The 17,020-nt window shown below is 66.1% G+C and carries 16 protein-coding genes and 2 pseudogenes; 11 read left to right on the top strand and 7 right to left on the bottom strand.

Annotated features, from left to right (window positions below; genetic code table 11):
* Nucleotides 1-58: 58 nt before the first annotated feature.
* Nucleotides 59-502, bottom strand: a pseudogene (locus HGB39_RS20765) (M24 family metallopeptidase); the annotation flags it as partial.
* A gap of 204 nt (nt 503-706) precedes the next feature.
* On the opposite strand from HGB39_RS20765, the gene HGB39_RS20760 reads away from it, so the two are divergent.
* Nucleotides 707-1,132, top strand: a complete 426-nt coding sequence (locus HGB39_RS20760; protein ID WP_005566743.1) for a hypothetical protein — start codon at nt 707-709, stop codon at nt 1,130-1,132.
* 341 nt (nt 1,133-1,473) lie between these two features.
* On the opposite strand, the gene HGB39_RS20755 is transcribed toward HGB39_RS20760, so the two are convergent.
* Complete coding sequence (locus HGB39_RS20755) at nt 1,474-2,085, bottom strand: class F sortase (protein WP_248950018.1); 612 nt, start codon at nt 2,083-2,085, stop codon at nt 1,474-1,476.
* A 92-nt stretch (nt 2,086-2,177) separates the two neighbouring features.
* Nucleotides 2,178-3,542, bottom strand: a complete 1,365-nt coding sequence (locus HGB39_RS20750) for an ice-binding family protein (protein WP_210752881.1) — start codon at nt 3,540-3,542, stop codon at nt 2,178-2,180.
* A 790-nt stretch (nt 3,543-4,332) separates the two neighbouring features.
* On the opposite strand from HGB39_RS20750, the gene HGB39_RS20745 reads away from it, so the two are divergent.
* A complete protein-coding gene (locus HGB39_RS20745; RefSeq protein ID WP_005568967.1) occupies nt 4,333-4,596 on the top strand; it encodes a hypothetical protein in 264 nt (87 codons plus the stop codon).
* Between the two features lie 284 nt (nt 4,597-4,880).
* Nucleotides 4,881-5,561, top strand: coding sequence for a TetR/AcrR family transcriptional regulator (locus HGB39_RS20740; protein WP_005568968.1), 681 nt, complete (start codon nt 4,881-4,883; stop codon nt 5,559-5,561).
* Between the two features lie 361 nt (nt 5,562-5,922).
* Here HGB39_RS20740 and HGB39_RS20735 read toward each other — a convergent pair.
* Nucleotides 5,923-6,759 (bottom strand): annotated as a pseudogene (locus tag HGB39_RS20735) (formate/nitrite transporter family protein).
* A gap of 844 nt (nt 6,760-7,603) precedes the next feature.
* On the opposite strand from HGB39_RS20735, the gene HGB39_RS20730 reads away from it, so the two are divergent.
* A complete protein-coding gene (locus HGB39_RS20730; RefSeq protein WP_005568969.1) occupies nt 7,604-9,649 on the top strand; it encodes a TerD family protein in 2,046 nt (681 codons plus the stop codon).
* A gap of 128 nt (nt 9,650-9,777) precedes the next feature.
* Here HGB39_RS20730 and HGB39_RS20725 read toward each other — a convergent pair whose 3' ends face one another.
* Nucleotides 9,778-10,434: a maleylpyruvate isomerase N-terminal domain-containing protein gene (locus HGB39_RS20725; protein WP_005568970.1), complete on the bottom strand. Its 657-nt coding sequence runs from the start codon at nt 10,432-10,434 to the stop codon at nt 9,778-9,780.
* Between the two features lie 34 nt (nt 10,435-10,468).
* Between HGB39_RS20725 and HGB39_RS20720 the strand changes: the two genes are divergently transcribed.
* Nucleotides 10,469-11,131: a class I SAM-dependent methyltransferase gene (locus HGB39_RS20720; RefSeq protein ID WP_005254368.1), complete on the top strand. Its 663-nt coding sequence runs from the start codon at nt 10,469-10,471 to the stop codon at nt 11,129-11,131.
* 17 nt (nt 11,132-11,148) lie between these two features.
* On the opposite strand, the gene HGB39_RS20715 is transcribed toward HGB39_RS20720, so the two are convergent.
* Entirely contained in the window at nt 11,149-11,760 is a 612-nt protein-coding gene (locus HGB39_RS20715) for a TetR/AcrR family transcriptional regulator (RefSeq protein WP_005568973.1), read from the bottom strand.
* Between HGB39_RS20715 and HGB39_RS20710 the strand changes: the two genes are divergently transcribed.
* A complete protein-coding gene (locus tag HGB39_RS20710; RefSeq protein WP_043790913.1) occupies nt 11,737-12,309 on the top strand; it encodes a DUF2867 domain-containing protein in 573 nt (190 codons plus the stop codon). The genes HGB39_RS20715 and HGB39_RS20710 overlap by 24 nt on opposite strands.
* Nucleotides 12,310-12,323: 14 nt before the next feature.
* On the opposite strand, the gene HGB39_RS20705 is transcribed toward HGB39_RS20710, so the two are convergent.
* Entirely contained in the window at nt 12,324-13,259 is a 936-nt protein-coding gene (locus HGB39_RS20705; protein WP_005254365.1) for an RNA polymerase sigma-70 factor, read from the bottom strand.
* Between the two features lie 205 nt (nt 13,260-13,464).
* Between HGB39_RS20705 and HGB39_RS20700 the strand changes: the two genes are divergently transcribed.
* From HGB39_RS20700 to gvpJ, 5 genes are all read left to right on the top strand, one after another.
* Nucleotides 13,465-13,950 (top strand): carboxymuconolactone decarboxylase family protein, encoded by a 486-nt coding sequence (locus HGB39_RS20700; RefSeq protein ID WP_005568977.1) that lies wholly within the window; start codon nt 13,465-13,467, stop codon nt 13,948-13,950.
* Nucleotides 13,951-14,027: 77 nt separating this feature from the next.
* Nucleotides 14,028-14,693 (top strand): HEAT repeat domain-containing protein, encoded by a 666-nt coding sequence (locus HGB39_RS20695; protein WP_081276521.1) that lies wholly within the window; start codon nt 14,028-14,030, stop codon nt 14,691-14,693.
* Between the two features lie 14 nt (nt 14,694-14,707).
* Complete coding sequence (locus HGB39_RS20690) at nt 14,708-15,787, top strand: MerR family transcriptional regulator (protein WP_005575063.1); 1,080 nt, start codon at nt 14,708-14,710, stop codon at nt 15,785-15,787.
* 221 nt (nt 15,788-16,008) lie between these two features.
* Nucleotides 16,009-16,644 carry a hypothetical protein gene (locus HGB39_RS20685; RefSeq protein ID WP_005575062.1) on the top strand — a complete coding sequence of 212 codons (636 nt, stop codon included), beginning with the start codon at nt 16,009-16,011 and terminating at the stop codon, nt 16,642-16,644.
* Nucleotides 16,641-17,009: a gas vesicle protein GvpJ gene (gene gvpJ, locus HGB39_RS20680; protein ID WP_005575060.1), complete on the top strand. Its 369-nt coding sequence runs from the start codon at nt 16,641-16,643 to the stop codon at nt 17,007-17,009. Before HGB39_RS20685 ends, gvpJ begins: the two co-directional genes overlap by 4 nt.
* Nucleotides 17,010-17,020 lie beyond the last annotated feature (11 nt).

Below are 17,020 nucleotides of genomic sequence, written 5' to 3'. Positions count from 1 at the left end.
CTTCGCCGCTCCCTGACAGGAGAACAAGAGGATCACCGTCGGTCTCGGTGTCGGGTGCTCATCGGCTCAGGTCCAGGAGCTGCTCGAAGAAACCACCGATTCCCCGGGCACGATTGACGAGGTGGATCTCGAGGATCCAGTGGCACGGCCGACCGGCAGCATCGAGCCGACGCATCGGCCCGGCTGATCCCGGCTTGATGTAGGAGTCGGTCTTGTGACCGGCGATCTTCTCGTGCGGGAACTCGCCGACCAAATGCCCGGCGATCGAGGAACCGAACTCCCATCCACTCTGTCGGGCAAGGTCGACGACATGGGCATAGAGCTCCGCCCCGGTGACGTCGGGATGTGCATGAAAGTAATCGCGGCCGCGCTGCCACACCGGCTCGAGAGCGTCGCGGAGTGCGATCTTGGCGGGGTCGTCACCGAGGACGTAGGTGCGACCGAAGTCCGCTTCCCACGCCTCGAAGATCGGGCCGAAGTCGAGGAAGGTGATGGCGTCGGCGAAGAGACGCGTTCCCGTTCGGAGACAGCGGAGGAAGGCACGAGAACCGATCCTAGTCGGCACCCAGAATTGCCAGCACCGTTGACACCGATCGTCTTGCCTGGTCAAGCCGGACGATCCAGCGCTGTCCACTTGGCTCGGACCTGGTGCAGACTGTCTGAGATCACGCTCGCCGGACCGGCGGGACCAGGAGTGGAGGAGCCAGTGACCGCAGCGCATGCCGTGTCGATCGCGGTGACCTTCACCTGGCTGGGGATGGTTGTCGCCATCTCGTTCCTCGAAGCGCCGCTGAAGTTCCGCGCACCCGGGGTGACGGTGCGGCTCGGGCTGGGGATCGGCCGGCTCGTGTTCCGTGCTCTGAACATCACCGAGATGGTGTGGGCGGCACTGCTCATTGTCGGACTCCTCATAGACGGACCACCTGCCCGGGTGGTGGTGGCAGGAGCGACGGCCGTCGCGGCGCTCCTGGTGCAACTGGTCGGTGTCCGACCCCGGTTGTCGCGACGATCCGACCGCGTCCTCGCCGGTGAAGACGTCCCCCGTTCTCACGCGCACTACGTCTATATCGGCCTGGAAGTGGTCAAGGTCGGTGCGTTACTGGTGACCGGAATCTTGTTGCTCGGCGTCTGAGGCGGCGACCTCCCGATAGCTACAGCTGGCGTATCCACCCGACTGGGATGACCGCGCGCCGCATGTACTGAGCATGCGCGTTCCAGGATTATCGTCCTGCGTGCTCACTTTGGTTCGTGTTCAATGACATTCGCCTGCTAGGGAGGCGCGTGCCACGGCCGGTTCTTGCGCACCTTGCTCCGGACGTCCGGGCTGCGGCGACAAGATTGATCGACTACATCTTGGCGTGCCGAGAACCTGCGCGGGGTCGTACCCCACAGTCCCGTCGAGTCCACAGCGTGCCTCCACAACCGACCACGGTGGCCGAATGCTCACCTCCCGTGGACTTCCCGGTTGCCAGATCATTTCTGGCCGGCAGCGGCCGGAGCTTCCCCGCTGTCGGTATCAACCAGAGAGGTGTAGGCCACGATGTTGGACAGGTAGCTACGGGCGTCCGCGTCGTACTCTCCCCCACAGGTGACCAGTTGCAGCGTTTCATCACCGTGCGAGCCGTAAACCTCCTCGGCCGGGAACTCCGTCTTCGGATACGTCTCCACCTTGGTGACCGCGAAATGAGCGATGGTGCCGTCGGCCAAGCTCACCTCGATCGAGTCTCCCGCCTCGAGGTCTTTCAATCGGTAGAACACCGCCGGACCCTCATAGGAATCGACGTGCCCCAGGATCACTGCCGAACCCAGCTGGCCCGGAGCCGGCCCGAACTTGTACCACCCCGGCTTGTCGAAATCGGTGGGCACTTCGACTGTTTCGTCGGGATTGAGTCCAAGAGTGATGAGTGTTTCGTCCACCCCCAGCGCGGGGATCCGCAGCGCGACCGGTGCCGGGCCGGACGCCCCGTCGGAGGGTGCCGGCACGGTGTCGGTGACGGATGGCTGTCCGAGCTGGGGATCTCCCGACTCCTGATAGCTGCGCAAGGCGAGGACAGCGGTCGCGATGAGTATCAGGACCGCTGCCACCACCCACCAGCGTTTCACTCTGCCCATCGCCCCCTCGGGCCCTGGCCACTCGGGGCCCGGGACGGGGTCCGACCACTCGGGGCTCGGGCCGCTCATCGCTGCCTCCTGCGCAGTCGCGCCCCCTGGCCTGCCGCTATGCCCGGTCCGGCCAGAGCAAGCACTGCAAGGGATCGGAGAAGCACGCTGTCACGGGAGTGTGGAGTGGTGCCGCCGGCCCCCGTTTCCGGATGCCCCTTGGGGATGATGTATCCGTTGCCGCCAGGGCCGCCCTTGCCTCCGCCGCCGGGTCCGCCTGGTCCGCCTTGTTCGCCGGGTCCGCCTTGTTCGCCGGGTCCGCCCTGCTCACCCGGGCCACCTTGTTCGCCGGGTCCGCCCTGTTCACCAGGTCCACCAGGACCGCCGGGGGGAGCGGGGGGAGCGGGCGGAGCCGGAGGAGCCGGAGGAGCCGGAGGAGCCGGAGGAGCCGGAGGAGCCGGAGGAGCCGGAGGAGCCGGAGGAGCCGGAGGAGCCGGAGGGCCGGGGGGTGCCGGAGGGCCGGGGGGTGCCGGCGGGCCGGGAGGGCCGGGGACACCGGGGATGCCGGGGATGCCGGGGATGCCGGGGATGCCTCCGCCGGGGGGGATCGGAATGGGGATGGGGATCGGAATGGGAATCGGAATGATGGGACCGTTGGTGACGGTCGTAGTGGTGGTCGGCGGTGCCGTGGTCGTGGTTGTCGTGGTCGGCGGTGCCGTGGTCGTAGTTGTCGTGGTCGGCGGCGGTGTCGTCGTGGACGTCGGCGGCACCGTGCCGCAGTTGGGTCGGGTGATGGTGTTGGTGTCCAGAGTGACTGCGCCGTTACGTGCCAATACGCGTCCGTTCACGGTGGTGCCGGTCTGCACCGAGATCGAGGTCAACGCCATGATGGTTCCGACGAAGGTGGTGTTGGTCCCCAGGGTCGCTGAGCTACCCACCTGCCAGAACACGTTGCAAGGTGAGGCTCCGTTGATGAGAGCGACCGTGCTGTTCGACGCGGTGATCAACGTGGATCCGGCCTGAAAAATGAACACCGAGTTGGGATCACCCTGCGCATCGAGGGTGACGGTGCCGGTCAGTCCCATCGGGCCGGCCGTGTTGTAGGTGCCGTCCACCAGAGTCAGGCCACCGAGATCGGGGGGCGCCGCGGTGGCGGGCGTCCGTCCTGCCGCATCGTTGTATGCCGTCGTCAGGTCGGATTGAGCCTGCAGCGCAACGGCATCGGCAACGTGTTGCGTGCCGTTGATCACCGTCCCCGGCGGAAAACCGGTGACCGCGCTGCCCGGACTGACACCCAGGTCCCCGGAGATGATCGAAGGGCCGGTGTTGGTGACCGTTTGGCCCGCCAATATCGCGAAGGAGGTGGCTGTCCCCAGTCCGACCGGAGGATGAGCCGCTGACGCGACTCCACCGAAGACGATCACAGCCGCGGCGGTCGCCATGGCCGCCCCCGCAACAAACCAGCGACGCCGAGAACGCGCCTGGATCGAAGTATGCACCGATGTCACGAATTTCCCCTCACCGTGGAGCGGTTGATGGCAGGAATCATTCGCAAACCACCCGGTATGTGTCAACGACCGGCGCGGTGTGTCGGTTATCAATTAATTTACTCCCGAATGGCGAATCCGCGCTTTGCGGGAATTCGTCGATTTAGAACTGTAGGCCGAAGAGGCGTGACCGCCGCCGTCACGGCGGAAAGTAATTGTTCTTCACAAGAACCAGAAGCACGCGCCTGAGCAGGAGAACCCCGAATCATGCCTGGCAGTGCGCGTTTTGCATTCGGTTGGACGTACAGCAAGGTGCGCTTTTTCATGTTGGCTGGACGTACAGCAAGGTTCGTTAATTTATACTGGTTGGACGTTCGATAAGTATGATTGAAATATTGTTACCAAGCTACATTGCATGCCATTTCATACCGGCGGTACGGTACTCGGCGACAAACAATTACAGGGACGGTAATTCCTCGCGTTTTTCGGACCGATGTCACCATTCTCGTATTTGTCTATTTTTCTGGTACCAATTTACATTGCGATCACTCGTGCTATCTTTCAATGTGTCAGCTTCAAGTTCCGTCCGCTCTGGTCGTAAATGTGGGCAACAGAATTTTTCCGATACTTCGCGTAACGCTCAACATGTGCCTGCAAAGTCAGCCCTCCCGGACTGAACACGCGAGGGTGCGGCACCGAGGCCGCCGATCTCGTCGAACAGCTACCTCATCGGTACGTCAAGGAGATGAAGATGGGCAACGAGCACTCCGCAGGAGCATGCGACACCGTTCTGCAGATCGCGGTGCCGGATTGTGATTCGGATCCGCTCTTACCGAGGACTACAGCCGAGGCCGCTCCAGTCTCCGTCGGTGCAACGAAACTCCCGCAGTTCTCCGCGCGCGTGGACCCGGAGTTGCTGCGGCGGGTGAAGATCGAAGTCGCCACCCGCGGGACGACTTTGCAGGCGGCGACGGCCGAAGCATTCAGGCTGTGGCTGTCGTCGAAGTAGCCCCGACCGGGACGTCCGATCTCGCCTCCGGCCCCGAGCCGCACAGATTTCATCGGCACGGATCGTCTCGACGCCGGCAGGGCAATCTCGAGTATTTTCGAGCCCCGGCGATCGTGCACTGTTGCTCGGCGGCACCGCCAATGGGACACCGGGAGTGACGCCACAACACGCTGGCCGCTGGAGCCGCAGCTGACGCTACGGTCCGACTGGGCACACCGTGACGTGGGACACGGTGGCGGTCCGGATTCGTCTCGTCGAGAGGATCGAACGCATACGATCCGGGAATGCAAAGGCTTCCCGCTGATGTTCGCCGTGGACAGCTCATCGAGGCGGCGCTCGCGGTCACCGCGCAACAGGGTGTCGCTGCGCTGACCATCCGTAATGTGGCCGAGGCCGCCGGGGTGTCGCTCGGGGTGGTGCACTACCACTTCGAGCACAAGGAAGAACTTCTCACCGAGATGGGGCAGTGCCTGATCCTCGAGATCAGTGAGGCGATGCGCCTGGCCTTCAGTCAGCTGGTCGGTCCTCTGGAACTGCGCGGTATTGCGGGTCTTCGGGAACTCCTGGGGGCCGGAATTCGCGGTCTGTGGCCGATCATCGAAGCCAGTCCCGACCATCAGTTGCTGACCTACGAGATCACCGCGCAAGCCCTGCGCCAACGCGGGGCCGGCAATGACTCCGCCGGAGCAATCGCGACCCACCAGTACCGCACCATGGACACCGAGGCCGTCGCGTTCCTCGACCTATGTGCACACCGGGCCGGCGTCACCTGGAGCACTCCGGTCGACCAGATCGCACGCTTCGCCCTGGCTGCGCTCGACGGAGTGGTACTGCGCTGGCTCGTCGACCGTGACAGCGGCGCCGCCCTCACCGCACTCGACGACCTGGTCCAGATCATCGCCAGGAAGGCCCGCCAGGATTGCTCACCTGATCACCATCTCGAAACAGCAGGCGACCCCTCATAACCGGACGGCAACCGCTGAGCCGTCGAATTCGGATACGTCGCGCGGGGGGTTCAATTCTGCTTCCTCGCAGCCGGACCGGGTTCCCCGTGAGAGCAGTCAGACCACGACGAGCAGCTGCCGTGCATCTGCGGGTGCACCAGCCCGAATGAGACCCCTCGACTGTGCGCCCGGGCGCACGGTGAGCCCCCGTGGCTCTGCCACGCTGTTCGCGAGGGTTCACCGCCGCCTCGACGAAGCAAGGAAGCGTCGTGCGTTCCTGAAACGCTCGCCGTGCCAGGATCGGTAGGTGATCGCGACCCGGCACAAAGCGAAGACAAGTGCCGACGCAGTGGATGCCCCGTCGGCACGTGTCGAAGCCTCTTCAGAGTGTCTCGAGCTCTGCTTCCCTGTCGGCAACAGGGGTGCCGGAGGTGTGCCGGTGCGCGAGGTACAGGGCCAGGCCGGTGAATACCAGTCCGCCGATCATGTTGCCGAGCACGGTAGGGATTTCGTTCCAGATCAGGTAGTCGAGGAGTGTGAAGTCGCCACCGAGCAGCAGGCCTGAGGGGAACAGGAACATGTTGACGACGGAATGTTCGAATGCCATCGCGAAGAACAGCATGACGGGCATCCACATCGCGATCACTTTGCCGGGGACGTCGGTGGCGATCATCGCCCCGGCAACCCCGGTGGAGACCATTTAGTTGCACAGCACGCCGCGGACGAAGAGCGTCAACATGCCCGAGGCACCGTACTCGGCGTAACCGAGTGTGCGCGACTCGCCGATATGTCCGATGGCCTCGCCGATCTGGTTGGGGTCGGCCGCAAATCCGTAGGTGAAGACGATCGCCATCATCACAGCGACGGTGAATGCACCGAGGAAGTTGCCGAGGAACACCAGACCCCAGTTCCGGAGAACCCCGAATCCGGTCACTCCCGGCCGCTTGTCGAACCAGGCCATCGGGGCGAGCACGAATACACCGGTGAGGAGGTCGTAGCCGAGCAGATACAGAATGCAGAACCCGACCGGAAAGAGCAACGCACCAATGAGCGGTTGACCTGTCTGCACGCCGACCGTGACCGCGAACACCGCGCCGAGTGCGAGTATCGCACCGCCCATGTAGGCGCGAATCACGGTGTCGCGTGTGGATATCAACACCTTGGACGCACCGGCGTCGATCATCGCCGTGACCAGGTCGGGTGGTTTGACGTAGGACAACGTGGCTCTCCTTGCGGGACAGTGCCGAACCGGATGATTCGGCCTTTCGAGCGACCGTAGGAAGCACGCGTTACCGCTCGAACCCGACGATGGTCCGGGCAGTAACGATCCGCTCACGGGGACCGGGACACATGTGTGATGAACCAGGCTCGAAGGCGCACTGCCGGTGGCCCTGCATCACGCCGACGCAGCGTGCCGTAGGAGAACGACAGGACCGCATTGTCGGTCTCTATGTCGGGTGTGCTCACCGGCGCAGATCCAGGAGCTGCTCGAAAAGCCCACCGATCCCTCGGTCCCGGTCGACGAGAGTGGTAGAGCTCCACCCCGGTGACGTCGGGATGTGTATGAAAGTAGTTGCAGCCGCGCTCCCACATCGACTCGAGAGCGTCGCAGAGGGCAACCTTGGCGGGGTCGTCACCGAGGACATCGGTGCAACCGAAGTCCGCTGGTCGGTGCGTTACTGATGACCGGGATCTTGTTGCTCGGCGCCTGAGGCGGCGACCTGGGACGGAGACCTCCCGATAGCCACAGCGGGCGACTCTGCTGGACCGGGGCTGGTCGCCTGCCGTAGGCGCCGAGCCTGCGCGTTCCAGGATTATCGTCACGCGTGCTCACTTTGGTTTGTGTGCAATGTCATTCGCGTAGATGACATTGAACAGCCGGGACACACGGCATGCCGGCGCTGCGCGGACACGCGGCGACGAAATGTTTGCCAGGTGGTGTCCGCGACTGAAACGAACCGATTAGTATCCGCAGTTGATGCGACGGACGTCGGTAGTCGGCTCAGGCTCTGTCCGGCCGCGCAGCGTTGGTGCGGTTTCGGGTCGAATGAGGGTGGTTTCTGGTGGAGTTTCCGATGCTGTCCAAGGGACAGAACTTGTCGCTGCCCGCTGAGGTGGAGCAGATCGATGTGGTGCTCGGGTGGACCGAGTCGGAGGTCGAGATCGATGCGTCGGCTTTGCTGCTGAACTCCGGCGGCAAGGTTCGCTCCGACGACGATTTCGTGTTCTACAACCAGCCCGAGTCGACGGACGGGTCGATCCGGTTCCTGGGTACGAGCGGCACCGAGGAAGGTGCGCAGGCGCGGATCGCGATCGACCTGTCCACTGTGCCGGAGGACGTGCACACCGTGGCCCTGGTCGGCAGTGTCGCCGACGGCAGGTTCGGTGATCTCGGAAAGCTCGCTCTGCGTGTCGTCGATGGGGCCGGGTACACGTTGGCGGAGTACGTCACCGCCGATGCCACGACCGAGTCGGCGTTCGTGTTCGGCGAGGTGTACCGCCGCAATGCCGAGTGGAAGATCCGGGCGGTCGGGCAGGGCTGGGAGTCCGGACTGGCAGGTTTGGCGACGGATTTCGGTGTCGACATCGACGACGAGCCGGAACCGGAACCCACAGGTACCCCCGATACCTCGTCCGACCTTGCCGAACCCGCCGTGCCGGCGTCGCACGGGTCCGCCGGCGACGGCCCGCAACTGGTGCCCGAACTGCCCACCACACCCATCACACCGGCGACACAGAGGAAGGCGAGAACCCGGGGCGTCCGCACCGCCAAGCGGGTGGTGCGCAAGTCGAAGCCGGTCGAATTCACCCTCGCCGAACAGGACACGTGGCAGCCGGCGCGGTTGTTCTCGGTCATCGGGGTCGGGACCGGGGAGGAACAGGAGCGGCGCGCTACCTCGGCGCTGATCGCCACCATGCAGGCCGTGCGCCCCTTCGCACGCGCGGTGTGCGCCCGGATGGGGGCCCCGGTCGGTGTCTTCGAAGGCTATGTCGAGGTCGCGTACGAGCGGGGTGAGACGAAGGTGGTCCCCGACGCGGTGCTGAAGGTCTCCCGCGGCACCAGGGTGTGGACCGGCCTGCTCGAGGTCAAGACCGGCAACGGCAAGCTCGAGAAGGAGCAACTCGAGAACTATCTCGATGTGGCGCGGAAGAAGAAGTACGACGTGGTGGTCAGCCTGTCGAACGACGTTCCCGCCAGTGCCGGGGAGTTGCCGGTGGAGGTCGACCGTCGCAAGCTTGCCAAGGTCGCGCTGCGCCATTTGTCGTGGGCGGAGGTGGCGCACGAGGCACGGATGTTGCTCTCGCACGGCGGTATCGACGATGCCCTGCAGGCCTGGATCCTGGCCGAGTTCCTGCGCTACCTCGATCACCCCCGCTCCGGGGCGGCCGAGTTCGTCGACATGGGCCGGCACTGGGTGACCGTCCGCGACGCGGTCACCGCCGGCACCCTCCGCGGAGGCGACCAGAAAGCCACCGCCGTGGCCGACACCTGGGTGTCCCTCTCACGTCATCTCGCGCTGCGGCTGACCGCCGAACTCGGTGTCACCGTCAAACACATCCTGCCCCGCCGTCACGGCAGCGACCCGGCAGCCCGCAATGCGGCGGTAGCCGAAAGGTTGGCGACCGACGGGGTGTTCGAAGCCGTGCTGCGGATCCCGGAAACGGCCGGGGATTTGGTGGTGATCGCGGATGTGCGGACCAACAAGATCCGCTGCCGCACCACCGTGGAGGCACCGAACGAGGGAACCTCCGGTCGCCGGCTGTCGTGGCTACTCAAGCAACTCAAGGACGTACCCGGCGACGTTCAGGTCGAAGCGGTGTTCTCCGAGCGGGGCAACGAAGCCTGCGAGCACCTCGACACGGTGCGAGCGGACCCGAAGGTACTGACCACTGGGCGATCCGGAGACATCGTCTCCTTCTCCCTCGAACAAACCTTCCCGATGGGCGGCCGGCGGTCGGGCACCGCGGCGAGCTTCATCACCAGCGTGACGTCATCGACCGACGAGTTCTACGGCACAGTGGTTCAACAACTGCGGGAATGGGTTCCGGCCGCGCCGAAACAGAATGAACCGCCGAGGTCCGACACCGCACAATCCGAAGGCGAGTAAGTGGATCGAGTCGGTGCCAGTGTTAGACAGCCATTCGCACGGCGTTCCCGGGTTGCTGGCTTAGAGTCCTCGAACGCGTATCTGCTGCTCAGGCTTGCCCACGCGGAAGGTCCCAGTCGGCTGGACGATCATCCGAGGATGAGCGGGAGTTTCGTCGCCAGCTCACCCAGTTGGTCCTTCTCCGCGTCGGTCGGGGCTCGTCGTCCGGTGCCGACCAGTAGTGCGTCTTTGTCGGAGAACGAGGCGGGGAAGGCGGTCCCGGCGATCTTCTCCAGCAAGTCGCGGGACCGGGCGAGGCCGTCTGCGGGCGGTTCCGCCGCACCCCGGAGGTGGGCGATCAGGTCGAGGTGGTGCAGCGTCGACTCCAGGACATACGCGGAGAGGTAGTCGCGTGCGGTAAGGACCTCGTCGCGGGTGCTGACCCGCAGGTCCGGGACGACGAGTTCGCCGGCGCGGCCGGCAGCGGAGCCGACGTCGTCGAAGTGGTATTTGAGCAGCCGTGGCTCCTGGTACGCGGCGGCCAGTCGGACGATCAGCGCGTCGAGCGGGTCGTCGCCGGTCGGGGGTGTGTCGGCGAGGTCCCAGTAGGTCACGGCGTCGCGCGTCGGTTCCGTGTCGGCGGGGGTCACGAGGGTGATCAGGACGTCCTGCGCGTCGATGATCAGGTGGCACACCAGATCCCGCACGAGCCAGCCGCTACAGCCGGACGGCTGTGCGAAGTCCTCGTCCGGAAGTTCGGCGACCGTTGTGAGCAGCGCCGACCACGAGCGTGAGAAAAGATCCACATCGGCACGGTAGTGCGGGCGTACCGTCGATGGCATGACCGAGGAGAACCAGGTTGCGCCGTGGGACGACATCTACCGAGGCGACGCGGAGGTATTTACGGGACCGGTGCCGTGGAACATCGGTGAGCCGCAACCCGAGATCGCCGGGCTGATCGCGGAGGGCAAGTTCCGCAGCGACGTGCTGGACGCGGGCTGCGGGCATGCCGAGACGTCCCTCCACCTGGCGGCGCAGGGGTACACGGTGGTCGGTCTGGACCTGTCGCCGACGGCCATCGCGGTGGCTCAGGCGGCCGCCGCCGATCGTGGACTGACGACGGCCACGTATCAGGTGGCGGACATCAGTTCGTTCACCGGTTTCGACGGCCGGTTCTCCACGATCGTCGACAGCACCCTGTTCCATTCCCTTCCCGTCGACCGGCGGCGGGACTACCTGCGCGCGGTCGCTCGGGCGGCCGCGCCCGGCGCGTCCTACTACATCCTGGTGTTCGCGAAGGGCGCCTTCCCCGAGGGCGAAGGACCGAACCCTGTGACCGACGACGAGCTGCGCGAGGCGGTCGCCGAGTTCTGGACCATCGACGACATTCGCCCGGCTTTCATCCACGCGCTGCTCGGCCCGGAGCAGGCCGCGAACTGGGAACACGACGAGAAGGGGCGGTCCATGCTCCCAGCGTGGCTGCTGTCGGCTCACCTCGACTGATCGCCCGGCGGAAACCCCTACCCGACAGAACTATTCGTACCGGACGGGCGCAGGAGGAATTCTCCGGCAAGTTGGATGGCTTCGCGTTTGGTGTACCCGGGGTGGTCCGCGACGATGAAGTGGCGGCCGATCGCAAGTCCGAACATGAGGGTGCTGCGTGCCTCGATTTCGTCGGGGTCGGTGACGAAGGTGCCGAACATCTTTCGCAGAAAGTTCATCCGCTCGTTGTCGATGGCGTGCAGGCGCGTCGCGACGGACCGGTCGTGGTGGGCCCAGGCCCGGATCGCGAGATCGATCCGTTGAAAGTCCTCCGAGTAGGTCAGTTGCCCCACGCGCCGGATTCTGTCGGCGGGGGTGCCGCCTTCGGCATCGGCCTGGGCGATAACGGCTTTGGTGCAACGGCGTTCCCACTCGTCGAGCAATTCGGTGAGCAATGCGGGACGGCCGTCGAAGTAGCCGTAGAACCCGCCCTTCGTCACGCCAAGTTCGGCGGCGAGAGTCTCGACTCGGACGGCGTCGGGCCCTCCTCGTGCGAGGGCGTCGAGGCCCGCCTCGATCCTGCGGGCTCGTGTCGTGCGGGCGACGGCGGGAATCGGGCCACCTACATCGAGCAGCCCTGGCGTATCCACGAATTCACGAGAGACTTCGCCGTCGAGGACGTGTGGTCGTTCCGCACTCCCGGAGCCGGGCCCGACGACTTCCCGACGATGCTCGCAGCGATGCGGGCCGCGGGAGGACCAGCGAAGCAGCCCCGGCTGGTGAGGTTCCTGTTCGCTGCTCGATGGAAACTCGGGGCACTCTTCGGCTGGGACAATCCGTCAACTGGTGTCGGTGAGCGGGTTGCCTCGCTCCGCGACCGCCTGCCCAGCGACCTCCGCGCCGCTCCGCGCGGCCCGGACGACGAAGGCATGCCCCTCACAGCGGTGTACGAGCTCGACACGGAGTCCGCCCGCGAGCTGGCGAACAAGACCGTGCACACCGTGATGCATCTCGGCTGGGCGAGAGGAGCGAACGGCGATTACGAACTGCAGATGACCGTTCTCGTCAAACCCAACGGATGGTTCGGGCGGCTCTACATGACCGCCATCGCGCCTTTCCGGTACCTCATCGTGTACCCGGCCCTGACCCGGCAATGGGAACGAGCCTGGCGCGACCGCCACCATGCCGAGGAAAGGTAAGGAGGCTTGCGACCTCAGCGGCTCACCGCGGTTTCCCGCTCGACGCGCGACAGCTTCTCGGGGTTGCGCACGATGTAGAGCCCGGTGATCTTGCCGTCGTCCATCCGCACCGCCACGACGTCGTCGATCTCCCCGTCCAGCCGGACGATCAGCGCGGGGGAGCCATTCATCTGCACCGGCTCGACCGACACCGTGCCGTCGATCCGGGGCAGGCCGGCCGCCAGCAGGCGACCCACCTTGTCGGCCCCCACGATGGGCCGCAGCACGGCCTGCTTGACTCCGCCACCGTCACCCAGGAGGACGACGTCCGGTGCGAGCAGGTCGAGCAGGCTCTGCAGATCGCCCGTCTCGAGCGCCCGCTGGAACGCCTCGAGTGCGTCTCGGGACTCGGCCGGGGATACGACGCCGCGCGGCCGGCGCGCCGCCACATGGGCCCGCGCCCGGTGCGCGATCTGGCGGACGGCGTCCGGGCTCTTGCCGACGGCGTCCGCGATCTCGCCGTACTCGAGAGCGAACACCTCGCGCAGCACGAACACGGCCCGCTCGGTCGGCGCGAGCGTCTCCAGCACCAGCAACATCGCCATCGAGACGCTGTCGGCCAACTCGACATCCTCGGCCACGTCGGGCGCGGTCAGCAGCGGCTCGGGCAACCAGGGACCGACATAGGACTCCTTGCGCCTGCTGAGTGTCCGCAGCCGGACGAGCGCCTGGCGAGTGGTGATCCGGACGAGGTACGCACGCTGATTGCGGACCGTGTCGAGATCGACGCCCGCCCACCGCAGCCAGGTCTCCTGGAGGATGTCTTCCGCGTCGGCGGCCGATCCGAGCATCTCGTAGGCAACGGTGAACAGCAGGTTGCGGTGGGCGACGAACGCCTCGGTGGCGGGATCCGAACGATCGTCCTGGCTCCCGCCGCGATCGTCGGGTGTGGTCTGCGACGTGCCGGCCATGGGTGGCTCCTTCTCACTCTCGACTGTGTCACACACCAGACACCGGGCCCCGCCGTTTTGTGACACCAGATGGCAGCCGACCCGTGTTGGCCGCTGCCAAATTACGTGACTTCGAAGTCGCGGCGTGAGCGATTGTCACAAGGATCGGGTCGCCGGCATCTCATGTTCGTCCAGAGCAACACAACACACGAGTGAGGACGAAGTCATGGACGCCCGATTCAACCTGTTCGACAACGAGATCGCCATGAAGTTCGGCAAGCGGTTCGCCAATGCCGCCCTGGTGATCGACCAATCGCCGCTGCCGAAGGCCACCCAGCACCTGGTCGAGATCCGGGCCAGCCAGATCAACGGCTGCGGCTTCTGCACCGACATGCACACCAAGGACGCCACGGCCGCCGGCGAAACCCCGGTCCGGCTCAACCTCGTCGCGGCCTGGCGTGAGGCCACCGTGTTCAGCGAGGCCGAGCGGGCCGCGCTGGCGCTCAGCGAGGAAGGCACCCGGCTCGCCGACGCCCACGACGGCGTGTCCGACGAGACCTGGGCCCAGGTGCGCAAGCACTACGACGACGACCAGGTCGCCGCACTGGTCTCCCTGGTCGCCCTGATCAACGCCGCCAACCGGATCAACGTGATCGTGCGCAACCCGGCAGGTTCCTACGAGCCCGGCATGTTCGCCAACATGACGAGCTGACCGGCAGACGACAGCCCCCTGACAACGAGTACTTGACCCTGACACAGTGACAAGGACTCGAATGGTCGACGAAGGAGGTGGTTGTCGTGAACACAACCAACCACGGTGGGCCGAATGCCCACCTCGTCGACGCTCTGGCCGCAGCCGACCCGTCGGGTCGGCTGCGGGCGGCGCTCACTGCAGGCACGCACCCCGATCCCCGTCTCACGGACACTCTCGTCGATCGGTGTGCCGTCGAACCGGATTTCTTCGTCCGCGACATGCTGACCTGGGCGTTGTGCCGCCTGCCGAGCGAGCTCACGGTGCCGCGACTGGTCCGAGAGCTCGGGGCCGACTCCGCGCAGGCCCGCAGTCAGTCGCTGCACACCCTGTCCAAGATCGGGGACCGGCTCGCCTGGCCCGCGGTGTCGGCACTGCTGCACGACGAGCACGACGAGGTCGCGCGCAGTGCGTGGCGGGCGGCCGTGGCACTCGTGCCGCCCGGCAACGAGGCTGCACTCGCGGCCGATCTGGCGATCGAACTCGGACGGGGTGACCAGCACCTGCAGCTCAGTCTGAGCCGTGCGCTGGTGGGACTCGGGGACGCTGTCCTCCCGGTCCTCGACGCGGCCGGGACCAGTCCCGACCCGCACATTCGTGCGCACGCGGATGCGACGAGGCGACTCTGCCACGATCCCGACAGTGGGTTCACCCTCGCGGTCGAGACGGCGAAGCGCGTCGCGGTCGCCGGTCCGGACACGTAGCAGGAGGAGATGGGATGTTGATCGGTGAGGTCTCCCGGCGGTGTGGTGTCAGCACACGGATGTTGCGGCACTACGACACGTTGGGGCTGGTGAAGCCCACGGGCCGCACGTCCGGCGGCTACCGCGAGTACTCCGCCGACGACATCCGACGGCTCTTCCACGTCGAGAGCCTCAGGACCTTGGGGCTGTCGTTGAACGAGGCCAAGCGGGCACTGGACGAGCCCGATTTCGCACCGGCCGACCTGGTGGGAGACCTCATCCGACACACGCGCCGGCGGATCGCTGCCGAGGAGGAACTGCTCGGCAAACTCGAACGCGTCGACGCCGCCTCGCCGGCGGAGTGGGAGGATGTCCTGCGCATCGTCGGTCTGCTGCGTGCGCTCGAGTCGGAATCCGCGGCCCGTCGTCAACAAGCGATCCTGTCTCAGGACGGAACTGCGGCGCTGCCCGTCGAAGCGCTGGTCGAGGCCATTCTGTCGGAGGACGACCCGAATGTGGCCGGAGCGCTGCAGTGGTCGTTGGCGCGGGTCGCCGGCCCGGGACTCGAGGTTCTGGCCGACGGTCTCGACGCGCAGGATGCCGACGTCCGGCGTCGCGCCACCGCCGCGATAGCGGCAATCCACACCGCGGAGGCAACGGCACATCTGAGACGAGCACTCGATGATCCAGAGGTTGCGGTCCGCGGGTACGCGGCACTCGCTCTCGGCTCTCGCGGAAACGTCGACGCGATCCCCTCCCTGATCGAGTTGGTCGTCGAGGGGCGGCGCGATGTCGAGGCTGCCGAAGTGCTGGGCCTGCTGACGACGGTCTCGGCCTCGGCCGACGCCATCGTCGAGGTCATGCAAGACACGCTCGACAACACCGAGGACGCGCCCACGCGGTTGCGGATCACGCAGGCCCTTGCCGAGATTCCCGGCACCGCGGCGCGGCGGGCACTCGACCGGCTGGCCCACGACGGCGACCGGACGATCGCGTCCACCGCGGCCGCGATCCTGAACACGCTGGACCGCGGACGAAGCCGGCGCCGCCGATCGGGCATCGGGACGGGAGTGATGGTGGACGAGACACGGTCACCCAAAGTTACTGGAGCATGACAGCATTCGTAGCCGACCCCGAGTCGGTGACGGTCCGTGGCGGTGACCGAATTTTCCCAGCCCCATTGCGGCCTTTGACCGATTGACGGCCATCCGTTGCGGGTAGTCGGGTTCGGGGTTGGTTCGCACCGGACTGCCGATCCGGGGTACGCCGGGCGGCCGGCTCCGGGCGCTCGGCGTCGACCGATGACGGCCGATGCGGGTGAAGGGAGTCGACGATGATGACCCGACTGCAAATCGCGGCAGCGGTGGTCGTGGGCTATTGGCTGGGCCGAGGGCACCGGAAGAAACTGGGACTGCTGCTCGCGGCGGCGGGTGCCGGCCGCCTCGCCGGCGGACCCCAGGAAATGGTGGACCGGGCCTCGAAACTGCTGCAAACCTCGCCCGAATTCGCCGAGCTCAGTGAATCGGTGCGTGGCCAACTCCTCGACGCCGTGAAAGTGGCGGCCATGACCGCCGCCACCGCCCGAGTCGACGCACTCAACAATCGGCTGCTCTCCGGCAGCGATGCGGTCCTGGAGACCGCCGAAGACCTGGTCGAGGACACCGCGGATATGGCCGGAGACGTCACCGACGACACCGTGGACACGGTGGACGAAGCCGCCGACGACACAGTGGACACGGTGGACGAAGCCGCCGATGACACCGCGGGCAGAATGCACAAGCTCGTCGACGACACCGTGGGTGTGGTGGGCGCGCTGGGACGCAGGAAACGACCGAAGAAGACACCGCCGCCGGACGACGTCGACGACGAGACGGCAGAGGAGGCCGAGGAACGACCGGCGCGGCGACCGCCCCGCAAGCGGAGCACCCCGGCGAAAACCTCCGGTAGTCGAAAGCGAGGAGCACAGCGATGACCACAGCAGGTGGCGGCCCGAGTTCCAGCAGCCTCGCCGATGTCATCGACACCATCTTGGACAAGGGCCTGGTCATCGACGCCTACGTGCGGGTCTCGCTGGTCGGTATCGAACTGCTCACCATCGACGCCCGCGTCGTTGTCGCCAGTGTGGATACCTACCTGCGCTTCGCCGAGGCGGTGAACCGACTGGAGATCGGCAGCGAACCGAAGGGCCTGACCGACCTCGTTTCCGATGTGAAGGGCAGCGGCAGCACGAAGTCCAAGACCAAGGGCGCGCTCGAGGCCGTGGGGGAGACGCTCGGTGACCTGCTCGGCGGATCGGAAGCCGAACGCGAACCCGAGCCGCGCCGGAGGCGAAAGTGATCGGACGCTGA

It is taken from the genome of Rhodococcus opacus (genome assembly GCF_012396235.1).
Classification (GTDB): domain Bacteria; phylum Actinomycetota; class Actinomycetes; order Mycobacteriales; family Mycobacteriaceae; genus Rhodococcus_F; species Rhodococcus_F opacus.
The sequence above is the reverse complement of the archived record's forward strand: the minus strand, read 5'-3'. Positions and strand labels throughout refer to the sequence as shown.

Excerpts from the sequence above, each read along its gene's own strand:
- HGB39_RS20700 (WP_005568977.1), top strand. The coding sequence starts at position 13,465 with ATGGACGCCCGATTCAACCTGTTCGACAACGAGATCGCCATGAAGTTC.
- HGB39_RS20740 (WP_005568968.1), top strand. The coding sequence starts at position 4,881 with ATGCAAAGGCTTCCCGCTGATGTTCGCCGTGGACAGCTCATCGAGGCG.
- HGB39_RS20690 (WP_005575063.1), top strand. The coding sequence starts at position 14,708 with ATGTTGATCGGTGAGGTCTCCCGGCGGTGTGGTGTCAGCACACGGATG.
- gvpJ (WP_005575060.1), top strand. The coding sequence starts at position 16,641 with ATGACCACAGCAGGTGGCGGCCCGAGTTCCAGCAGCCTCGCCGATGTC.
- HGB39_RS20705 (WP_005254365.1), bottom strand. The coding sequence starts at position 13,259 with ATGGCCGGCACGTCGCAGACCACACCCGACGATCGCGGCGGGAGCCAG.
- HGB39_RS20750 (WP_210752881.1), bottom strand. The coding sequence starts at position 3,542 with ATGGCGACCGCCGCGGCTGTGATCGTCTTCGGTGGAGTCGCGTCAGCG.
- HGB39_RS20685 (WP_005575062.1), top strand. The coding sequence starts at position 16,009 with ATGACCCGACTGCAAATCGCGGCAGCGGTGGTCGTGGGCTATTGGCTG.
- HGB39_RS20720 (WP_005254368.1), top strand. The coding sequence starts at position 10,469 with ATGACCGAGGAGAACCAGGTTGCGCCGTGGGACGACATCTACCGAGGC.
- HGB39_RS20745 (WP_005568967.1), top strand. The coding sequence starts at position 4,333 with ATGAAGATGGGCAACGAGCACTCCGCAGGAGCATGCGACACCGTTCTG.